General features: G+C 59.5%; 22 protein-coding genes. 16 read left to right on the top strand and 6 right to left on the bottom strand.

Annotated elements, in window-relative coordinates:
• Positions 1–6: 6 nt before the first annotated feature.
• The 6 genes from H4J77_RS15945 to H4J77_RS15920 form a co-directional block, all read right to left on the bottom strand.
• Positions 7–1,269, bottom strand: coding sequence for an ABC transporter permease (locus H4J77_RS15945; RefSeq protein WP_182249398.1), 1,263 nt, complete (start codon positions 1,267–1,269; stop codon positions 7–9).
• Complete coding sequence (locus tag H4J77_RS15940; RefSeq protein WP_182249396.1) at positions 1,269–1,979, bottom strand: ATP-binding cassette domain-containing protein; 711 nt, start codon at positions 1,977–1,979, stop codon at positions 1,269–1,271. Before H4J77_RS15940 ends, H4J77_RS15945 begins: the two co-directional genes overlap by 1 nt.
• A gap of 46 nt (positions 1,980–2,025) precedes the next feature.
• Positions 2,026–2,664: a DUF2796 domain-containing protein gene (locus H4J77_RS15935; protein WP_182249394.1), complete on the bottom strand. Its 639-nt coding sequence runs from the start codon at positions 2,662–2,664 to the stop codon at positions 2,026–2,028.
• A gap of 174 nt (positions 2,665–2,838) precedes the next feature.
• Positions 2,839–3,726 (bottom strand): thioredoxin, encoded by an 888-nt coding sequence (gene trxA / locus H4J77_RS15930; RefSeq protein ID WP_182249392.1) that lies wholly within the window; start codon positions 3,724–3,726, stop codon positions 2,839–2,841.
• A 79-nt stretch (positions 3,727–3,805) separates the two neighbouring features.
• The gene (locus H4J77_RS15925) at positions 3,806–4,474 is read right to left on the bottom strand and encodes a methyltransferase (protein WP_182249421.1); all 669 of its coding nucleotides are present in this window, start codon (positions 4,472–4,474) and stop codon (positions 3,806–3,808) included.
• 62 nt (positions 4,475–4,536) lie between these two features.
• Positions 4,537–5,442 (bottom strand): LysR family transcriptional regulator, encoded by a 906-nt coding sequence (locus H4J77_RS15920; RefSeq protein ID WP_123891198.1) that lies wholly within the window; start codon positions 5,440–5,442, stop codon positions 4,537–4,539.
• A 144-nt stretch (positions 5,443–5,586) separates the two neighbouring features.
• Between H4J77_RS15920 and H4J77_RS15915 the strand changes: the two genes are divergently transcribed.
• The 16 genes from H4J77_RS15915 to tssD form a co-directional block, all read left to right on the top strand.
• Positions 5,587–6,576 (top strand): nitronate monooxygenase family protein, encoded by a 990-nt coding sequence (locus H4J77_RS15915; RefSeq protein ID WP_182249390.1) that lies wholly within the window; start codon positions 5,587–5,589, stop codon positions 6,574–6,576.
• Positions 6,573–8,057: an AMP-binding protein gene (locus H4J77_RS15910; RefSeq protein WP_182249388.1), complete on the top strand. Its 1,485-nt coding sequence runs from the start codon at positions 6,573–6,575 to the stop codon at positions 8,055–8,057. The genes H4J77_RS15915 and H4J77_RS15910 overlap by 4 nt, the downstream gene beginning before the upstream one ends.
• 132 nt (positions 8,058–8,189) lie before the next feature.
• Entirely contained in the window at positions 8,190–8,663 is a 474-nt protein-coding gene (nrdR, locus tag H4J77_RS15905) for a transcriptional regulator NrdR (protein WP_123891201.1), read from the top strand.
• On the top strand, positions 8,656–9,786 hold the full coding sequence (ribD, locus tag H4J77_RS15900) for a bifunctional diaminohydroxyphosphoribosylaminopyrimidine deaminase/5-amino-6-(5-phosphoribosylamino)uracil reductase RibD (RefSeq protein WP_259364891.1): 1,131 nt from the start codon (positions 8,656–8,658) through the stop codon (positions 9,784–9,786). Before nrdR ends, ribD begins: the two co-directional genes overlap by 8 nt.
• A gap of 12 nt (positions 9,787–9,798) precedes the next feature.
• A complete protein-coding gene (gene nhaD, locus H4J77_RS15895) occupies positions 9,799–11,055 on the top strand; it encodes a sodium:proton antiporter NhaD (protein WP_182249386.1) in 1,257 nt (418 codons plus the stop codon).
• Between the two features lie 28 nt (positions 11,056–11,083).
• Entirely contained in the window at positions 11,084–11,746 is a 663-nt protein-coding gene (locus H4J77_RS15890) for a riboflavin synthase (RefSeq protein WP_123891203.1), read from the top strand.
• A 23-nt stretch (positions 11,747–11,769) separates the two neighbouring features.
• The gene (ribBA, locus tag H4J77_RS15885) at positions 11,770–12,864 is read left to right on the top strand and encodes a bifunctional 3,4-dihydroxy-2-butanone-4-phosphate synthase/GTP cyclohydrolase II (protein WP_123891204.1); all 1,095 of its coding nucleotides are present in this window, start codon (positions 11,770–11,772) and stop codon (positions 12,862–12,864) included.
• Positions 12,865–12,925: 61 nt separating this feature from the next.
• Complete coding sequence (gene ribE, locus H4J77_RS15880; RefSeq protein WP_123891205.1) at positions 12,926–13,402, top strand: 6,7-dimethyl-8-ribityllumazine synthase; 477 nt, start codon at positions 12,926–12,928, stop codon at positions 13,400–13,402.
• Positions 13,403–13,876, top strand: coding sequence for a transcription antitermination factor NusB (gene nusB / locus H4J77_RS15875; protein ID WP_123891206.1), 474 nt, complete (start codon positions 13,403–13,405; stop codon positions 13,874–13,876).
• A gap of 27 nt (positions 13,877–13,903) precedes the next feature.
• A complete protein-coding gene (gene thiL / locus H4J77_RS15870; protein WP_182249384.1) occupies positions 13,904–14,899 on the top strand; it encodes a thiamine-phosphate kinase in 996 nt (331 codons plus the stop codon).
• Positions 14,892–15,386, top strand: coding sequence for a phosphatidylglycerophosphatase A (locus H4J77_RS15865; protein ID WP_182249381.1), 495 nt, complete (start codon positions 14,892–14,894; stop codon positions 15,384–15,386). The genes thiL and H4J77_RS15865 overlap by 8 nt, the downstream gene beginning before the upstream one ends.
• A gap of 61 nt (positions 15,387–15,447) precedes the next feature.
• On the top strand, positions 15,448–16,125 hold the full coding sequence (locus H4J77_RS15860) for a TIGR02281 family clan AA aspartic protease (protein WP_182249379.1): 678 nt from the start codon (positions 15,448–15,450) through the stop codon (positions 16,123–16,125).
• Between the two features lie 130 nt (positions 16,126–16,255).
• On the top strand, positions 16,256–16,879 hold the full coding sequence (ribA, locus tag H4J77_RS15855) for a GTP cyclohydrolase II (RefSeq protein WP_123891210.1): 624 nt from the start codon (positions 16,256–16,258) through the stop codon (positions 16,877–16,879).
• Entirely contained in the window at positions 16,872–17,297 is a 426-nt protein-coding gene (locus tag H4J77_RS15850; protein ID WP_182249377.1) for a hypothetical protein, read from the top strand. The genes ribA and H4J77_RS15850 overlap by 8 nt, the downstream gene beginning before the upstream one ends.
• A complete protein-coding gene (locus H4J77_RS15845) occupies positions 17,298–18,131 on the top strand; it encodes a cobalamin-binding protein (RefSeq protein WP_123891212.1) in 834 nt (277 codons plus the stop codon). It abuts the gene before it with no gap.
• A gap of 291 nt (positions 18,132–18,422) precedes the next feature.
• A partial coding sequence (gene tssD / locus H4J77_RS15840) for a type VI secretion system tube protein TssD (protein WP_182249151.1) occupies positions 18,423–18,588 on the top strand: 166 nt, incomplete at its 3' end.

Raw genomic sequence — 18,588 nt, 5'->3', positions numbered from 1 at the left:
TTATCCTCAGGTCTTGATCGAAAGGCCGTCTACCAGCGCTAGCCGGTAGGCGCGCCAGGCAGGAATGCAGGCCAGCAGCAGGCTGGCACCGAGTATGCCCGCCATCAGTTTACATTCAGCCGGGCTGGGCCAGCCCAGTGGCATGAACAGGCCGTACTCTTGTTCCAATACGGGCTGCGTTATCCAAAGGCCAATATACAGCAAGCCCAGACCGAGCAGTATCCCGGCGGCGGCCAATGCCATGGCTTCCAGCACCAGCAAGCTGAAGATGTGCCATGGCTTGGCCCCGACGGAGCGCAGTATGGCCATTTCCCGGCGGCGTTCATTGAGGCTGCCAAGAATGGCGCTCAGCATGCCAACCAGTCCGGTTAGCACTACGCAGGCAGAGACCAGCAACAAGGCCTTTTCTGCCACGCTGAGCAAGCTCCATAATTCCTGCAGTGCTACGCCAGGCATGATCGCCAGCAAGGGTTCGCCACTGAACTGATTGACCTGTCGCTGCACAGCGAAGGTATCGATGCGCCGGTTCAGGCCCAACAGCATCGCGGTAATGGCAGTGGGCGTGAGGTCCAGTTGTCTGGTCTGCTCGGCGCTGACATGGCCGCTGCCACGGGCAGGCATGCCCTGTTGCCAATCTACGTGCAGGGCGGTGATGGCTTGCAGGCTGACGTGAATGGTGCGGTCAACCGGGGTGCCGGTCTTGGCCAGAATACCGCTGACGTGAAACGGTTTGTCCGTGTGCTTTACAAAACTGACCGCGCCAGCGCCATGCGCCAGCACCATCTCGGTACCCAGTTTGTAGCCCAGTTCGCGGGCGATATCTGCACCAATAACTGCGTCGTACAGGTCATCGAAGGCTTTGCCCTGGCTGAAAACCAGAGGCTTGTCGCGGCCAAAACGGAAGTGGCTAAAGTAGCTCTGGTCCGTTCCCATTACACGAAAACCGCGATGCGAGTCACCGAGCGAAATGGGGATGGCCCACTTCACCTGTGGCAGGGTGCTGATGTTGTTGTAGCTTTCCCAGCGGATGTTGTTGGTGGCGTTGCCGATGCGGAACACCGAGTACAGTAGCAGCTGTACCGAACCGGAGCGTGCGCCGACAATCAGATCAGTTCCGCTAATGGTGCTGGCAAAGCTGGCGCGCGCTTCGCTGCGCACCCGCTCTACGGTCAATAGCAGGGTGACACTCAGGGCAATGACCAATACCGTCAACAGCGCGGTAACACGTCTGTTTTTAAGGCTTTGCAGGGCCAGACGAAGCAAATACATCAGTTCACCTCCGCGCTGGCGGCGCGATTCAATTCAGGCAAGGCCAGGCTACGATCGAACAGCGGGGCCAATGCAGTGTCGTGGCTGACGAATAACAGGCTGCTGCCGGCCTCAGCGCATTCGGCAAACAGCAATTGGATAAAGGCCTCACGGCTGTCGGCGTCCAGCGCCGAGGTGGGCTCGTCGGCGATGACTAGTTCGGGTGTACCGATCAGCGCTCGTGCCGCCGCGACCCGCTGCTGTTGGCCGATGGACAGTGTGGTGGCTGGTCTGTTCAGCAGTGCTGGATCAGTCAGACCGAGGCCTTGTAATAAATGGGTAGCGGCTGCGCTTAGGCTGCCGTGGCGTTGTTCTGCACGCTGCTTGCGCTGCTGCGAAAAGCGGCAGGGCAGCAGGACGTTGTCCTGCACTGAGAGGTAAGGCAGCAGATTGAACATCTGGAAGATGTAGCCACTATGCTCAGCCCGAAAGCGATCGCGCTGACGGGCTGAGAGTGCATTGAGTGACTGCCCCAACAGGGTTACTTCACCCTGTTGGGGCAGGTGCACACCACCCAGCAGGCCGAGTAGCGTGGTCTTGCCACTGCCTGACGGCCCCTTGAGAAACAGTCGCTCACCTGGCGCCAAGGCGAAGTGATCGATATCCAGCAGCACTGGCTGTTTTGGCCAGGCAAAGCGCAGGTTATTCAGTTCTAGCAGGGGGCGGGTCATCGTTAGCAAGTTTCCACGGGCTGGCTCGGCAAAGTAGATCAGGGTATCACTCGAAGTTGATGGTCGGGTTGTTGGCTGTCAGCTCGGCACCCATTTGACCAGCGGGGGTAATGGCTTGCACGTTCAGGCGCTGCAGTCCTGGATACACTTTGAACAGGGGCAGTTGCAGGCTGGTCAGCGCTTCAGGCTGGGCACAGGTGAAACTGTAGCTGGCCTCAATGTCGGCATGCTCGTGGTGGTGTTCTTCATGGTCATGATCATGGTCATGCTCGTGAGCGGCTTCTTCGTGCTCGTGTTCGTGCTTTTCTTCATGATCTTCGTGCTCGTGCTCGTGCTCGTGCTCGTGCTCGTTGCCGGCGAAGAGAGGGCTGTCGAGATCAACGGAAGTCTGAGTGCAGTCGGCGGCAGCAGGCAGTTGGAATAGCTGGGACGCGTCGCGCATTTGGGCTTGCACTGCAGCCACTTTAGCAATGTCGTCAGGCTGGCTGGCCGCGTGCTCAAAGCCCACCAGATTTACCGCTGGGCTGTCGAGTTCCAGGCTCACCTGAGCGCCGTCGATGGCGATGTTCAAGCTGGCAACACCGTGCTCATGGGCACCAAGGCTGCTGTGTTCCTTGTGTCCGTCTGCCATTGCGTAGACGCTAATTGGAAGGGCGAGGCTGAGGGTAATGAGTTGGCGGCGCATGATGAATTCTCTGTACGGTAAAATGAAGATACATAATGTTATCTTATTTCGTTTTTGTAAAGGCTGGGTTGTGGTGTACTGCTTTTTGCGCGTTCATGTGCTGAAAAAGAAAGCGCGAGGGCCGCGTGATCGGAGAATCGCCCCGAGCGGCATCGCTGCCGCCCAGTGCTGGGCTCAGTAGAGCAATTGGTAGAGCTTGCGGCGGTACTGAATAGCCACGGGATCAGCCGCGCCCAACAGGTCAAATACCTGCATCAAGGTTTTTTGCGCGATGCCGTCAGCGTAACTGCGGTCGCTTTGCATCAAGCTCAGCAAGCCGCCCAGCGCGCTCTCGTAATCCTGTCGCGCCAGACTAAGGACGGCCAATTGATAGGCTGCTTCGCTGTCATCCGGGTCGCTTGCCAGGCGGTGAGTCAGCAATTCTGCTGCGGGAAAGTCGACTGCCTGCTTGAGAAAAACCAGCTGAGTATTGAGGTCGTTGATGGCTTTTTTGTGCGCCTCGGGCTTGCTGATGGCGCCAAGCACTTGCTCTGCGTCTTTCAGTTCACCGGTTTCAGCCAGGGCGCGTGCCAGTAGCAGCAACAGCGCATCGCTGGACTCGTCGGCTATGGCCTGTTGCAGCAAGGGGATTGCCTCCGCCGCTGCCCCTGCCTCGAGTAGCGCCGTTGCCTGCGCTGCCGGGTCGATAGGCTCGGGCTCTTCTGCTGCAACTGCTTCCGGCACTGCGCCGATATGCGGGACCAGTAGCTCACGAATAGCGCTTTCCGTTTGGATGCCAGCAAAGCCTTCCACCGGTTGGCCATCCTTGAACAGCACCACGGTAGGCAAGCTGCGAATACCGAACCGCTCGCTCAGTTGCGCTTCCTGGTCACAATTGACCTTGGCCAACAGCAATTCGCCAGCATAGCTGTCAGCGATGCTGGTAAGCACCGGCAGCAGTGCTTTACACGGCGCGCACCAGTCGGCCCAGAAGTCGACCAGAACCGGCTTGTGGAAGGAGTTTTCGAGCACATAGCGATCGAAGGTATCGGTGGTGACATCAAACAGGTGAGACGATGACATGGCAGTTCCGATGCAAGAGGTGGCGGGCGTTCAGGCGCCCGTGTTCAGGCTGTCTTTATAGGGCTGAAGGGCGGCTAGATCAAGCGTGATGCAACGCCGCTCCAGCGGCGTACAGGCTGACCTGGCGGAATTCTTCCGGCTCGCCGAGATCGGGCCAGGTGCGGCCGGGCAGTATTTGCTGGCGCTGATAGGGGGGGTGATCCAGTGTCCTGACGCGTGAATCGGCAATCAGCACGGCCGTTGCGCGCTGGGCAAAATGATCCAGCAGGGGACGGTTTTCTGCATCGTAGAGCACGTCGGCAGCAATGATCAGGTCGAGCCGACCGCTGACCGCGAAATAATCCCCGGCTATCTCCAGGCGCATGTCGTTGCACCGAGCGTTCAGTGCGCAGGCCAGCTGTGCCGGTTGATCGAGGTCGCAGGCGATGACGCTGGCGGCGCCTGCCAATTTGCAGGCCAGCGCCACGACGCCTGAACCCGCGCCAAAGTCGAGCACGCGTTTTCCGCGCACCTGCTCAGGATGGTCGAGAACCCAGCGCGCCAATGCTAAACCACTGCCCCAGCAAAAGCCCCAGTAGGGTGGGTGTTCCAGCAGGCGGCGAGTTTCGTCGCTGGCGAAGGCGCGATCCAGATTGGCAGGATCGAGCAGCCACAGCTCAAGCTCTTCCAGCCCGGGCAGGCGAGCGGCCAGTAATTGAGCGTCGGGTAAAACCTTGTGCAATTCGGCGTTCAGTGCAGCGAGAGTCATGGTCTGGTCCAGAGTTCGGTCGCCGCTATTGTAGCCTTCCGCTTCTGCCCTGCGCAGTACCATTAGCCCTCTAGTTGGTTGCGCAAACGGCTGAGCAGAAACTCAATCAGCGCACGGGTCGCCAGGGTCGGGTAAAGGTTGGGCGCGGTCAGCAGATAAAGTTGATCGCCCCAGGCGCTGACCCGTGCTCGGTAGTCCGGTAGCAGCCGCACCAGCTCGCCGCTATTAAGCTCGTGTTGCACGCTGTATAGCGGTAGCAGCGCACAACCGATACCGGCGAGCGCGGCACGCCTGAGAAAGGGCATGTCCTCGGTTTGCAGGCGCGGACGCAGATTCAGCACACGGGTCTGACGGCCATCGAATAGCTCCAACGGCAGCCGCTGTTCCGGCAGGTTGACGCTGACCATGTCCAGTGTCAGCAGGTCGTCCGGCTGCTGTGGTGTGCCGTGGCTTTGCAGGTAAGCGGGACTGGCGCAGAGCGCCCAGTCCACCGGTCCCAGATCGCGTGCGACCAGCGCCTCAGGCGGCGTAGAGGTGACGCGAATGGCGACATCAATTTCGGCCGCGACCAGGTCAAAGATGCGATTGCTAAAGGTCAGTTGCAGGCTGACCTCGGGATAGAGTTCGGCGAACTCGAGTAGCAGCGGCCCGACGACTTGTTGGCCCAGCGCAACCGGCACGCTCAGGCGGATATGCCCGCGCAGGTTCTTGCCCAGGTCGTCTACCGTGGCCTGCAAAGCGTTCAGTTCCTGACTGATGCGCGCGGCGTGTTCATAGAGCGCCCAGCCAATCTGTGTCGGCTCGACCCGGCGCGTGGTGCGGCGGAACAGCTGCAGCTGCATACTCTGCTCCAGCGCCTTGAGTCGGCGGCTGACATGCGAGCGCGAGGTGCCCAGTCGGCGGGCGGCGCCGCTCATGCTGCCGGCTTCAACCACGGCGCTGAGGAACTGCAGGTTTTTAATATCCATCTATTGTTGTCAATATGTAAACAGTTTGGGCTGATAAGAAGGCATTGTAGATTAAATGCTGCACTTTTATAGTCGAAGCACCGAATGAATACTCTGGCCCTGTTGCCGCTCGATCTAATAAGGCTTAGCCCAAGGAGAACAATAATGAGTCTACCCAGCGTTCTGCAAAATTCGCTTAAACTGCCTGTCATCTGCTCGCCGCTGTTTATCATTTCCAACCCTGACCTGGTGATTGCCCAGTGCAAGGCGGGTGTGGTCGGTTCTTTTCCTGCGCTGAATGCGCGTCCCGCCGAAGAGCTGGATGTGTGGCTTGAGCGCATTACCCGTGAGCTGGCTGAGTACAAGGCGCAGAACCCGGAGGCGGTGGTTGCACCTTTTGCGGTTAACCAGATTGTGCACAGCAGTAACGACCGGCTGCAGCACGATGTGGAAATGTGCGTGAAATACAAGGTGCCGATCATCATCACCAGCCTGCGTGCGCCCAACGACGTAGTGGAGCCCATACACAGTTATGGCGGGCTGGTATTTCACGATGTGATCAACGTAAAACACGCCAAAAAGGCAATCGAGGCCGGTGTAGATGGCCTGATTCTGGTCTGCGCTGGCGCGGGTGGCCACGCCGGGCAGTTGAGTCCCTTCGCGCTGGTATCGGAAATTCGCGAATTCTATGACGGCCCTATCATTCTTTCCGGCTCGATTTCCAAGGGTGAGCAAATTCTCGCGGCCCAGGCCATGGGCGCTGATCTGGCCTATATGGGCACGCGCTTTATTGCCACCCATGAAGCCAATGCCGATCAGGCATACAAGCAGATGCTGGTTGATACCAGTGCCGATGACATCGTCTACAGCAATCTGTTTACCGGTGTGCACGGCAATTACCTGAAGCCCAGTATCCAGAAGGCGGGGATGGATCCAAACAACCTGCCTGAGGGCGACAAGAGCACCATGAAGTTTGGCTCTGGCGGCAGCAGTAAAACCAAGGCATGGCGCGATATCTGGGGCGCGGGTCAGGGTGTGGGCAGTATTGGCGCCATCACCTCCACCGCCGAAGCAGTCAGCAAGCTGGAGCAGGAATACGCCAGCGCTCGTGCACGCATGCAGGCAATTGCCAGCCCCTATGGTGAGCAGGCATGACGGCGCGTCTGATCTGCGGCGAACTGGATCGTAGTGGCGATGAGGTTGCCCAGCGCGCCTTGCAGCTGGCTGGCGGCCTGGCGCGGCTGGGCGTGGAAGACGGCGATGTGATCGCCGTCATGTTGCGTAACGGCCCGGCGTTTATTGATGCGATTCAGAGCTGCCAGACGGCGGGCTGTTTTTACTGTCCGATCAACTGGCACTTCAAGGCGGATGAGGTGGCCTTTCTGTTGCAGGACTCGGCGGCCAAGGTATTTCTGGTCGAGGCTGATCTGCTCGATGACCTGGCAGGCGCCATCCCTGATGGAGTGACAGTGCTGGTCAATGGCGTCGAGGGTGGTCTTGCCGCCGGATACCTACCTTATGAGGCCTGGCTGGCTGAACAGTCTGCTTATGCCGGTGAGCCGCGCACGCCGCGCACCCACATGGCCTACACCTCAGGTACTACTGGTCGACCCAAAGGCGTCAAGCGCCTGGCTCCGGCACCGGAAGAACGTGAAGCCATGGCTGCTGCCATGCGGGGGCTCTCGCGGGCGGCCTGGGGTATCGAGCCAGGCGTGCGTACGCTGGTGTCGGCGCCGCTGTATCACAGCGCGCCCAGCTCTTTTGCGCAGCAGTCGATTCTGCAGGCCGAACTCATGGTGGTTATGCCGCGTTTTGATGCCGAGCAGACGCTGGCGCTGATTGAGCGGTACCGGATCGACACGGTATTTCTGGTGCCCATTATGTATGTGCGCTTGCTGCGCCTGCCGGCCGAGACGAGGGCAAAATACGATCTATCGTCGGTTCGCTTTGTCGCCTCTACCGGCGCGCCCTGCGCCCCGGACGTGAAGCTGGCGATGCTCGACTGGTGGGGTCCGGTGATTTATGAAACCTACGCCTCTAGCGAAACCGGCATGATCACTATCCAGGACCCAGTCTCTGCACGGCGCAAGCCCGGCAGTGTGGGCTTGCCGATTGGTGAGACGCGTATTCGCATCGTGGATGAGCAGGGTGACGACTGCCCGCAGGGCGAGCCAGGCGTGATTTATGTGCGTCAGCCAGCGGTGCCGGACTTCACCTATCTCAATAACGATACCGCGCGGCAAAAGGCGGGCCTGGATGACCTCGCAACCGTGGGTGATATTGGTTATCTGGATGAAGAAGGTTATCTCTACGTCTGCGATCGTCAGTCAGACATGGTGATATCCGGCGGCGTCAATATCTATCCGGCCGAGATCGAACATGTACTCATTACTCTGCCTGGGGTGATTGATTGCGCGGTAGTGGGTATCCCCGATGCGGAGTACGGCGAATCGCTAATGGCGGTAGTGGCTGCACCCGCAGGGTTGCTGAGCGCAGAACAGGTACGGCAGCATGTGCGTGAGCGGTTGGCTGGATACAAGGTGCCACGCCGTGTTGAGCTGATCGATAGCCTGCCGCGCGATGACAACGGCAAGGTCGCCAAACGCCGTCTGCGCGAGCAGTTTGCTCCTGCCTGACGCGAAAACCCGCTGCTTCGCCTTCTTTTCGGCGGGTTTGACGGCTGAAACCTACGGATACATTTTTATCGCGGCCTACAAAAGAGTAAGATGTAGGCCGCTTTTATCCGTTATCCGTCCGGGAAATCTTACATGCATTGTCCATTCTGTGGCGCCAATGACACCAAGGTGATCGACTCTCGCCTCGTGGCTGAGGGTGACCAGGTGCGTCGTCGTCGCGAATGTCTTGCCTGCCAGGAACGATTTACTACCTTCGAAACCGCTGAACTGGTGCTGCCGCGTATCATCAAACAGGATGGTCGGCGCCAGCCCTTCGACGAAGACAAGCTGCGTGCCGGCTTCCAGCGTGCGTTGGAAAAACGCCCGGTTAGCGTTGAGCAGATTGAGGCCGCCATCGGCCACATTAAGCACCGATTGCGCGCCACTGGCGAGCGTGAGGTCAAGGCGATGGTGGTGGGTGAGATGGTCATGCGCGAGCTGAAGCAGCTCGACGAAGTGGCCTATATTCGCTTCGCCTCTGTGTATCGCCGTTTCCAGGATCTGAATCAGTTCCGCGAAGAGATCGAGCGTCTGTCGCGTCGGGAAAAGGATGATACCGATGCCTGAGTGGAATCCTGCTGATCGACAGTGGATGAGCCGCGCGCTGACGCTGGCTGCCCGTGGACTCTATACCACTGAACCAAATCCGCGCGTCGGCTGCGTGCTGGTGAAGGGTGAACAGGTTGTGGGTGAGGGCTGGCACGTGCAAGCCGGTGAAGGCCACGCGGAAGTCAACGCCCTGGCGCAGGCTGGCGAGCAGGCGCGCGGCGCCACCGCTTACGTCACCCTGGAGCCCTGCAGCCACACCGGCAAGACACCGCCCTGCGCCGATGCGCTGATCAAGGCCGGCGTCAGCCGCGTCGTTGCCGCCATGCAGGATCCTAACCCCTTGGTCGCCGGGCAAGGTCTGCAGCGTCTGACAGACGCCGGCATCCGCGTAGAGTGCGGCTTGTTGGAGGCTCAGGCGCGGGAGCTGAATCCCGGCTTTATCAAGCGCATGCAGCAGGGCTTGCCCTGGGTGCGGGTCAAGTTGGCCATGAGTCTGGACGGCCGCACGGCGATGGCCAGCGGCGAAAGCAAATGGATTACCGGCCCCGCGGCGCGGGCCGATGTGCAGCGCCTGCGGGCGCGCAGCGGCGCCGTGATCAGCGGCGCCGACAGCGTATTGCTGGATGACTCGGCGCTGACCGTGCGTGCCAGCGAACTGGGTCTGCCCGCTGACGAGGCGAGTGCCGCGGTGCAGCGTCAGCCGCTGCGGGTATTGATCGACAGCCTGCGGCGCGTGCCGCTGGATCAACGTTTTTTCCGCGAGACCGGCCCCACACTGGTGATCAGCACCAGTGCCGAGCAGGCCGCCGAATCCTATCAGGCCATCGGCAGCGAGTTGCTGGCGCTGCCCGGTGAAGAGGGCAAGGTGGATTTGCCCACCGTGCTGCGCACGCTGGCCGAGCGCGGCTGCAACGAGGTGCTGGTCGAGGCCGGCGCGGCGCTGTCGGGCGCCTTCTGGCGTGCCGGCCTGGTAGATGAACTGATTGTGTATATGGCGCCGCGCCTGCTGGGAAGCCAGGCGCGCCCCTTGATGCAGCTCCCTTTCGAGAGCATGAGCGAGGCGATGGATGTCGCCGTTTCCGATATGCGAGCCATAGGCCAGGACTGGCGCATCACCGCACGCCCGATTTTCCCTTCCTGAGAGTGTAAAACAATGCAAAGCAGCGTACAGATACTGCTACTGGTGATGGCGGTAGTCGCCTTTTTGGGCGTGGTGCTAGAAGAAGTCATTCATGTAAACAAGGCCAAGGTGGTGCTGCTGTTCGGCGCGCTATCATGGATGGTGTTGTTTATCGCCGCGCCGGATGAGGCGATGCGTGGGCGAGTGCAGGGCGCGCTGAACGAGAACATTACGGATATTGCCAGTCTCTGGCTATTCCTGCTGGCGACCATGACCTTCGTGGCCTATCTGAACAAGAAGGGCCTGATCGAAAACATCATCTATCGCATCCTGCCGGGCCGGATTACCGAGCGAAAACTGCTGTTTTTGACCGGTGTGTTCTGTTTTGTATTTTCCTCGATTGCCGACAACATTACCGCCACGCTGGTCTCGGTCGCGCTGGTGCTGAGCCTCAATCTTGAGCTGCGCAAGATGCTGCGCTTCGCCACCCTGGTGGTGTTTGCGGTCAACTCCGGCGGCGTGGCGATGATCACCGGCGACGTCACCACGCTGATGATCTTCATGGCCGACAAGGTCGAGATCACCAATTTGCTGCTGCTCAGCGCGCCGGCGTTGCTGGCGGTACTCCTGCTGGCGGCGCTGCTGTCGGTGGGGCTGAATAACGAGGTGGTGATTGAAAAGAACGCACTGCATGAGTTGCGCGGTGTCGACAAGCTGATTGGTGCGCTCTTTCTGCTGACCATTGTCGCGACCATTCTGCTCAGCCTGTTCTTTGCGATTCCGCCGGTGTTGACCTTCCTCACCGGGCTGGCGCTGATGTTCCTGATCGCGCGCTTTTTTAATGAAGACATCGACAACGACCCCATTCTGGAATACATCCGCGTTATCGAGTTCGAGACGCTGCTGTTCTTCCTTGGCGTATTGCTGCTGGTGGGCATGTTGCAGTTTATCGGTACGTTGCAGAGCCTGACGTCACTGTATGACGTGATGCCGGCGATGCTGGCCAACTTCCTGATGGGTATGCTTTCTGCGCTGATTGATAACGTGCCGTTGACTGCAGCCTTGCTCAAGGCAAACCTGCAGATGAACGCTGCCGAGTGGATGGGGCTGACCTATGCTGTCGGTGTGGGTGGTTCCCTGCTTATAATTGGTTCCGCTGCCGGCATCGTTGCCATGAGCAAGATGCCCGGCCTCACATTCATTACCTACCTGCGTAGCTTTGGCCTGTTGTTGCTGGCCTTCGCCTTTGGCTTTATCGCCGTATACGGGTTGGGTCTGCTGGTCGCCTGACCAGCACAGATCAAGTACGAGGCAGTTTATGTTTACCGGCATCATCGAAGCAGTTGGTCAGATTCAAAGCATGCAGCCCAGTGGTGGCGACGTGCGTTTGTACGTCAAGACCGGCAAGTTGGATCTTGGCGACGTCAAGCTGGGTGACAGCATTGCCGTGAATGGCGTTTGTCTCACCGCCGTTGAACTACCGGGCGACGGCTTCTGGGCCGATGTCAGTCAGGAGACTATTCGCCGTACTGCGCTGTCGCGCCTCAAACCGGGCAGCCGAGTGAATCTCGAAAAGGCGCTGACGCCAACCACACGCTTGGGTGGTCATCTGGTCAGCGGGCACGTGGATGGTGTTGGCAAGGTGTTGTCCATGCAGGAAGATGCTCGTTCCTGGCACTTCCGTATCGAGGCGCCGGCTGAACTGGCCAAGTACATTGCCGAGAAAGGCTCCATTACGGTCGACGGTACCAGTCTGACCGTGAACGCCGTGGAGGGCGCCGTCTTCCATCTGAATATAGTGCCGCACACCCTGCAGGAAACCATCATGGGCGATTACCAGAATGGTAGCCCGGTCAACCTGGAAGTTGACCTGATCGCTCGCTACCTGGAGCGTCTGCTGCTTGGCGAAAAGGCCGCAGAGCCGACTGCCAGCGGTATCAGCATGGCCTTTCTGGCCGAGAATGGTTTTCTCAAATCCTGATTAACCAGCCCTCGGAGGGCCGGATGAAACTGAACAGCATTGAAGAACTGATTGAAGATATTCGCGCGGGCAAGATGGTCATCCTGATGGATGACGAAGACCGCGAGAACGAAGGTGATCTGATCATGGCGGCCGAGGCCTGCCAGGCCGAGCACATCAACTTTATGGCACGTTATGGCCGTGGCCTGATCTGTATGCCAATGAGCCTGGAGCGCTGCGAGCGCCTCAAGTTGCCCTTGATGGTGCAGCGCAACGGCTCGGGTTTTGGCACCAAGTTCACCGTGTCGATCGAGGCCGCCGAGGGCGTCAGTACCGGTATCTCTGCGGCTGACCGCGCGCGTACGGTGCAAGCCGCCGGTGCGGCCAATGCGGTGGCGGATGACATCGTCAGCCCCGGCCATATCTTCCCGCTGATGGCGCAGCCTGGTGGTGTGCTGGCGCGGGCCGGTCATACCGAGGCGTCCTGTGATCTGGCGCGCATGGGCGGCTTTGGCGAGGCCGCGGTAATCTGCGAAATCATGAACGACGACGGCAGCATGTCGCGTCGCCCTGATCTGGAGACCTTTGCCAAACAGCACGATCTGAAAATCGGTACCATCGCCGATCTGATTCACTACCGTCTGCTGAATGAGCGCACGGTCGAGCGAGCCGATGAGAAGGTGTTGAAGAGCGAGCTGGGCGAGTTTCGTCTGGTCGCCTACCGCGACCGCACCGACGATGTCGTGCACATGGCGCTGACCCTGGGTGATATCCAACCGGAAGAGCCAACCTTGGTTCGGGTGCACAACGTAGACCCGTTGCGCGATCTGTTTTTGGTACCTGAGGGTGGCCGCTGGAGTTTGCAGGATGCCATGCGCCGTGTGGCGGCTGAAGGCACCGGCGTGGTCTTGCTTCTGGGTAACCAGGTGGATTCCGAGTCATTGCTGGCGCATGTCAGCAACCTGGGTGAAGGCAAAGCGGCGCCACGCCGCCCTTCGACCTACAATACAGTTGGTGCCGGTTCACAGATTCTGCGTGATCTGGGTGTGCGTAAAATGCGCCTGCTGTCGGCACCGATGAAGTTCAATGCCATATCCGGTTTCGACCTGGAAGTAGTAGAATATCTGCCCTGCGAATAAACGCTTTGATTCACGACAGCGCCCTGCGCGCTGCCGGTTCTTTAATTGAGAGAGAGTGCCCATGACTGCTATCCGTACCATCGAAGGCGATTTTGTAACTGGCCAAGGCCGCTATGCACTGGTTGTTGGCCGGTTCAACAGCTTTGTCGTCGAGAGCCTGGTAGAGGGCGCCGTAGATTCACTCAAGCGCCACGGCGTGAAAGAGTCCGACATCACTATCGTTCGTGTACCGGGCGCGTTTGAAATCCCGCTGATGGTGAAGAAAGTCGCTGACCTGAAGCAGTACGACGCCATCATCACCCTGGGCGCCGTCATTCGCGGTGGCACGCCACACTTTGAATACGTCGCTGGCGAATGCGTCAAAGGCGTGGGTTCGGTCTCGCTGGAATACGGTATTCCGGTTGCCTTCGGCGTACTGACCGTTGACAGCATCGAGCAGGCCATCGAGCGTTCCGGCACCAAGGCGGGCAACAAGGGCGCAGAAGCGGCCATGTCAGCCTATGAGATGGTCAGCGTGATTAAGCAGCTGGAGGCCTGAGTGGACAACCTCGAGCAGCAACCGGCAGCAGGTCGCCCCAAGGCATCCGCTCGCCGTAAGGCGCGTAGTTTGGCGCTGCAAGCGCTTTACTCCTGGCACATGGCGGATCAGGCGCTGTCCGATATCGAGGCGCAGTTCCGCACCGATAATGACTTCAGCAAGGTTGACAGTGCGTACTTCCATGAGCTGCTGACTGGCGTACCGCGCAATCTGGGCGACATCGACAACGAGTTGGGTGTCGTACTGGATCGCGATATCAAAGAGCTCGACCCGATTGAGCTGGCCGTGCTGCGCATTGGCGTTTACGAGCTGCTCAAGCGAATCGATGTGCCTTATCGCGTTGTCATCAATGAGGCGATCGAGATGGCCAAGTCGTTTGGCGCTACCGATGGCCACAAGTACGTAAACGGCATTCTCGATAAGTTGGCTCCGCGTCTGCGTAAGGCCGAGGTCAGCGCCGCACGCAACAAGTAGTATTGATAGCGGCCGGGGAGAGCGGGCATGGCACTGGATGAGTTCGCGCTGATTGGCCGCTATTTCCGCACCGCTCAGCTTGAGCGCGCCACCGATGCCAGCGCCACTGCGCTGGGTATCGGTGATGATGCCGCGCTGCTGCAACTGGCTGCCGGTCAGCAATTGGTGGTGTCCACCGACTCCCTGTTGGCGGGTGTCCACTTTCCCGAGCGTTACCCTCCCGCTGAACTTGGCTACCGCGCGCTAGCCGTTGCGGTCAGTGATCTTGCCGCTATGACGGCGACTCCCCTTGCCTTTACGCTTGCCTTGAGCCTGCCTACGGTTGATGAGCCCTGGCTGCAGGCGTTCTCGCTTGGCCTGGCTGCGGCAGCGCGTGATTTCGCTATCAATTTGATTGGTGGTGACACCACCCGCGGCCCGCTGAATATTGGCGTCACAGTGCTCGGTCAGGTACCTGCGGGTCAGGCGCTTACGCGCTCTGGCGCGCGCGGCGGCGATCTACTCTGTGTCGGTGGTCCGCTGGGCGACGGCGCAGCAGGCTTGGCCGTAGTACAAGGTGAGTCGTTGCCGGCCGGGCTAGCAATCGCCGGTCAGGATTATCTGCAGCAGCGTTTCTGGCGACCGCAGCCGCAGCTGTTGCTGGGTCAGCAATTGCGCGGGGTTGCCAGCGCAGGTCTGGACATCTCAGACGGCCTGTTGGCTGATGCCGAGCACATCGCTGAGTCTAGTGGCGTGGCGCTGCATATCAACGCAGCGCAACTGCCCGGCAGTGAGGCGCTATCGGCCTGGGCACCTCGGCAGCAGTTGGATTGGATGCTGCGCGGCGGTGATGATTACGTCCTGCTGTTTACGCTCCCGGCCAGGGAGAAAGTGCGTATTGCGCAGTGGCGAGCGGCGGGGCATGCGGTTAGCGTGATCGGCAGCGTGCATGCCGGCAGTGGTGTGTTGCTGGATGTCGGCAAGGGCTATGTGCCGGTGGCTGGCGAGCGTGGTTATCAACATTTCAGGAGTGCTAATGACTGACTCATATGAACGCGCGCCCGCTTCAGTATGGCGTAACCCCATTCATTTTCTGGCTTTTGGTTTTGGCAGCGGTGCCATGCCCAAGGCGCCGGGCACTTGGGGTACTCTCGCCGCAATGCCCTTTGTGCTTATTTGGCAGCAACTGCCACCGGGCGGTTATGCGCTGGTGTTGCTATTGAGCACGCTAGTGGGTATCTGGTTATGTCACCGCACTGCTGCTGACCTGGGTGTACACGATCATGGCGGTATTGTCTGGGACGAGTTTGTCGGTGTCTGGATTGCGCTTTGGCTGGCGCCGGTTGGCTGGCTCTGGCTGATAGCGGGTTTTTTGCTGTTTCGTCTCTTCGATATCTGGAAGCCCTGGCCGATCGGCTGGATTGATCACCACGTTAGCGGCGGCCTTGGCATCATGCTCGATGACATCATTGCCGGCATCATGGCATTAGCCGTGCTGTTGCTTGGCGAATACCTATTGGCTATGGTCTAGGCAAGACACTAATCGAGGCTGCTGCATCTGCAGGCAGGCGGCCGCTGAAAAGGATACACGCATGCCGAGTGCTGCCACGACTCTTCTCAAGGGTGCCAAGCGCCTGCTGCCCGCGGTGTTGCTGTCGGCCGTTGTTGTGGGCTCTGCCTGGGCCGAGCCTGAAGTGCGAGTGGTGGGGCTGTTTGCGAATGCCGCGGTAGTCAATGTCGATGGCCAGCGGCACATGCTGCGCGTCGGCAAGCCGGGGCCTGACGGGGTGACATTGATCTCTGCCGACAGCAAGAGCGCGACCATCAGCATCAATGGCCAGCGGCGTCAGTATGGGCTGCAGCGCGAGTACACGCAGGGTTTTGCCGAGCGTGAAACGCAGCGCGTGAGTATTGCGCGCGGTGAGGGCGGGCACTTCATTGCGAATGGCTCAATCAACGGTCAAAACGTGCAGTTTATGGTCGATACCGGGGCCACCAGCGTGGCCATGAATGCCATTCAGGCGCGCCGTTTGGGTATCGACTTTCTGGTGACAGGGACTGAAGTGCGGGCCAGCACTGCCAGTGCGAACGTCAAGGCGTATCGCGTGCGTCTGGATCGCGTCAAAGTAGGCGATATCGAGCTGAACGGCATCGATGGCCTGGTGCTCGAAGGCCGCTTTCCAACGGATGTGTTGCTTGGCATGAGCTGGCTGAACCGCGTGCGTATGGACGATCAGGGCAGTACTCTGGTGCTTGAGCGCAAGTATTAAGGTTTTCTGCGGGCTTTACCTGGGCCTGCGTTATTCATCGGGCTGATTCACGCGTCTTGAAGATCGCCGGAGGGGCGTTCTCCTGCTAATATAGCTGCCCCTTTATGCAGCAGCTGCACAGGAGACCGGTGTGACCGTCACCTTTATTGCGTCATCCCAGCTACCCACCCAGTGGGGCACATTCACCATGCATGGATTTCTCGAAGAGGAGACCGGCAAGGAGCATGTCGTCCTGACCATGGGTAACGTGGCCGATGGTGAGCCGGTGCTAGGCCGTTTGCACTCCGAGTGCCTGACCGGCGATGCGCTGTTCAGCCTGCGCTGCGATTGCGGCTTTCAACTGGAAGCGGCACTTGCCGCCATTGCCAAAGAAGGCCGTGGCGCGCTCCTGTACCTGCGCCAGGAAGGCCGTGGCATTGGCTTGATGAACAAAATCCGTGCTTATCACTTGCAAGACGGCGGTGCTGATACCGTTGAAGCCAACGAGCTGTTGGGCTTTGGCGCGGATCAGCGCGATTACGGCATCTGCAAGCCCATGCTGGCGCATCTTGGCATCAATAGTCTCAAACTGCTGACTAACAACCCGCGCAAGGTCAAGGCTATGCAGGGGTTTGGTGTCGAAGTAGCGGAGCGGCTGCCGTTGCAGTTTGGTAGAAACCCACACAACACCAAGTACCTGGCGACCAAGGCCGGCAAGCTCGGGCACATGCTCGGCCAGTTGCATCAGGCCGAAGCGGAGCCCGATGATGTTTGATGCGAAGCCGCAGTGGCGCACCTTGCGTACGGTTTGGCGCATGCAGTCGGCGAGTGCGCTGCTGATCCCCTTGGTCATCATCTGGTTGATGGGCGATTGGAACGGGGTGTACGAGTCTGCCGCAATCCCGTTGTTTACCTTGGCCATGGCTAGTCTGTTTCTTACCCTGTGGCGCTTCCGGCGCTACAAGCGAGCGCTGATTCAGGCGGAAGGCCTGGGCAATGACGAGGGCGCGCAAGCGGCCTGGTCGGTGCTGCATCGTGAACAGATGTTGGGTCTGTTGGCGGCAGAACTGCCCGGTTTTATTGGCGTCTTTCACTTCTTCTGCACGGGTGAGCTGATCCCGCTGCTGCTATTGGTGGTTGTCAGTCTCGGCGCCATGCTGCTTTATCGTCCGCCGGCGGCCTGGGTCCAGTAAATGGCGCTCAGGCTGGTTCCCGGCCTGTGTGTGACGCTGCTGGCCTGTCTGCTCAGTATCGGTGCGCAGGCAGCGCCGCAACGCGTCGTCAGCCTTGCTCCTTTTCTTACCGATATGACTTTGCTGCTGGGCGCGGGTGATCAACTGGTCGGTGTGCTCGATGATGGCAAGTTGGCGCCCGAGCTGGCGCAGGTACCGCGCGTTGGTGCCTATCAAGCTCTGTCTGCTGAAAGCATAGTCGCGCAGCAACCTGATCTGGTTTTAGCCTGGACCTCTGGTAATCCCCCCGAGCTACTGCAAAGCCTGCGTGGCTGGGGTATTCAGGTAGCGCAATTTGATCCGCAAAGCCTGGACGAGATTGCCAGTGTCACGCAATCGGTGGGGCAGTTGCTCGGCAAGCCCGAGCGTACCCGCGAGCTGCTGCAAGACTACCGCCAGCAGCTGCAGGCGCTAAAGCCATCGGCTGATTTACCCACGCCACGGGTGTTTATCCAGCTCTGGAATAATCCCATTTACACCGTCGCTGGCGAGCAGTTGTTGTCGGATGCGTTGCACTATTGCGGCGGTCAGAACGTATTTGCTGACCTGCCGGGGCTAGCGCCGCAGGTTGGCCGGGAAGGGGTGTTGGCAGCGAATCCGGATGTGATCATCGTGTTGGCGAGGCAGTCCGCAGTGGCTAAGTCTTGGTTGGATGAGTGGCGCCGCTTCCCTGAGCTCAAGGCTGTCGCTGATAACCACCTTTATGTGCTGCCTGGCGGTCACCTGGTCCGGCCCACAACACAGGTAGTCGAAGGTGTCGCCGAGCTCTGTGCTCTGGTCGCGGCGCAGCGTTAAGCGATGCGTGGCGCTGGCAAGAACTTGCGCAACCCGCACGCCAATCCCCGCTGCCCATTACGCCCCAGCCCTCAGCAACCAAGGCCCTCAGGCCGGTGCGCAATAACCTGCACAACGGTGCGCAGCTTTCTGCGCAATCTTCTGTGATGGCTGTCACAAAAGCCCTTTTAGCTGACGTTGGTTGTTATTTAACTATTTGATTTGTATTGGTTTTATGCGGTTGGCACAGCTCTTGTTTGTTATTGGGCAGCCGGACATCACCGGCACCTAATCTCAAGCAAGGAGAGCACCATGCCAACACCCGCTTATCTCACCATCGAAGGCACCAAACAGGGCCTGATCACCGCCGGTACCTTCACCGAAGATTCCGTCGGCAACATCTTCCAGGAAGGTCACGAAGACCAGGTACTGGTTCAGGGCTACAACCACCAGGTCATCATCCCACGTGATCCACAGT

This window comes from Pseudomonas sp. 5Ae-yellow, assembly GCF_014077575.1.
GTDB lineage: Bacteria > Pseudomonadota > Gammaproteobacteria > Pseudomonadales > Pseudomonadaceae > Halopseudomonas > Halopseudomonas neustonica.
The sequence above is the reverse complement of the archived record's forward strand: the minus strand, read 5'-3'. Positions and strand labels throughout refer to the sequence as shown.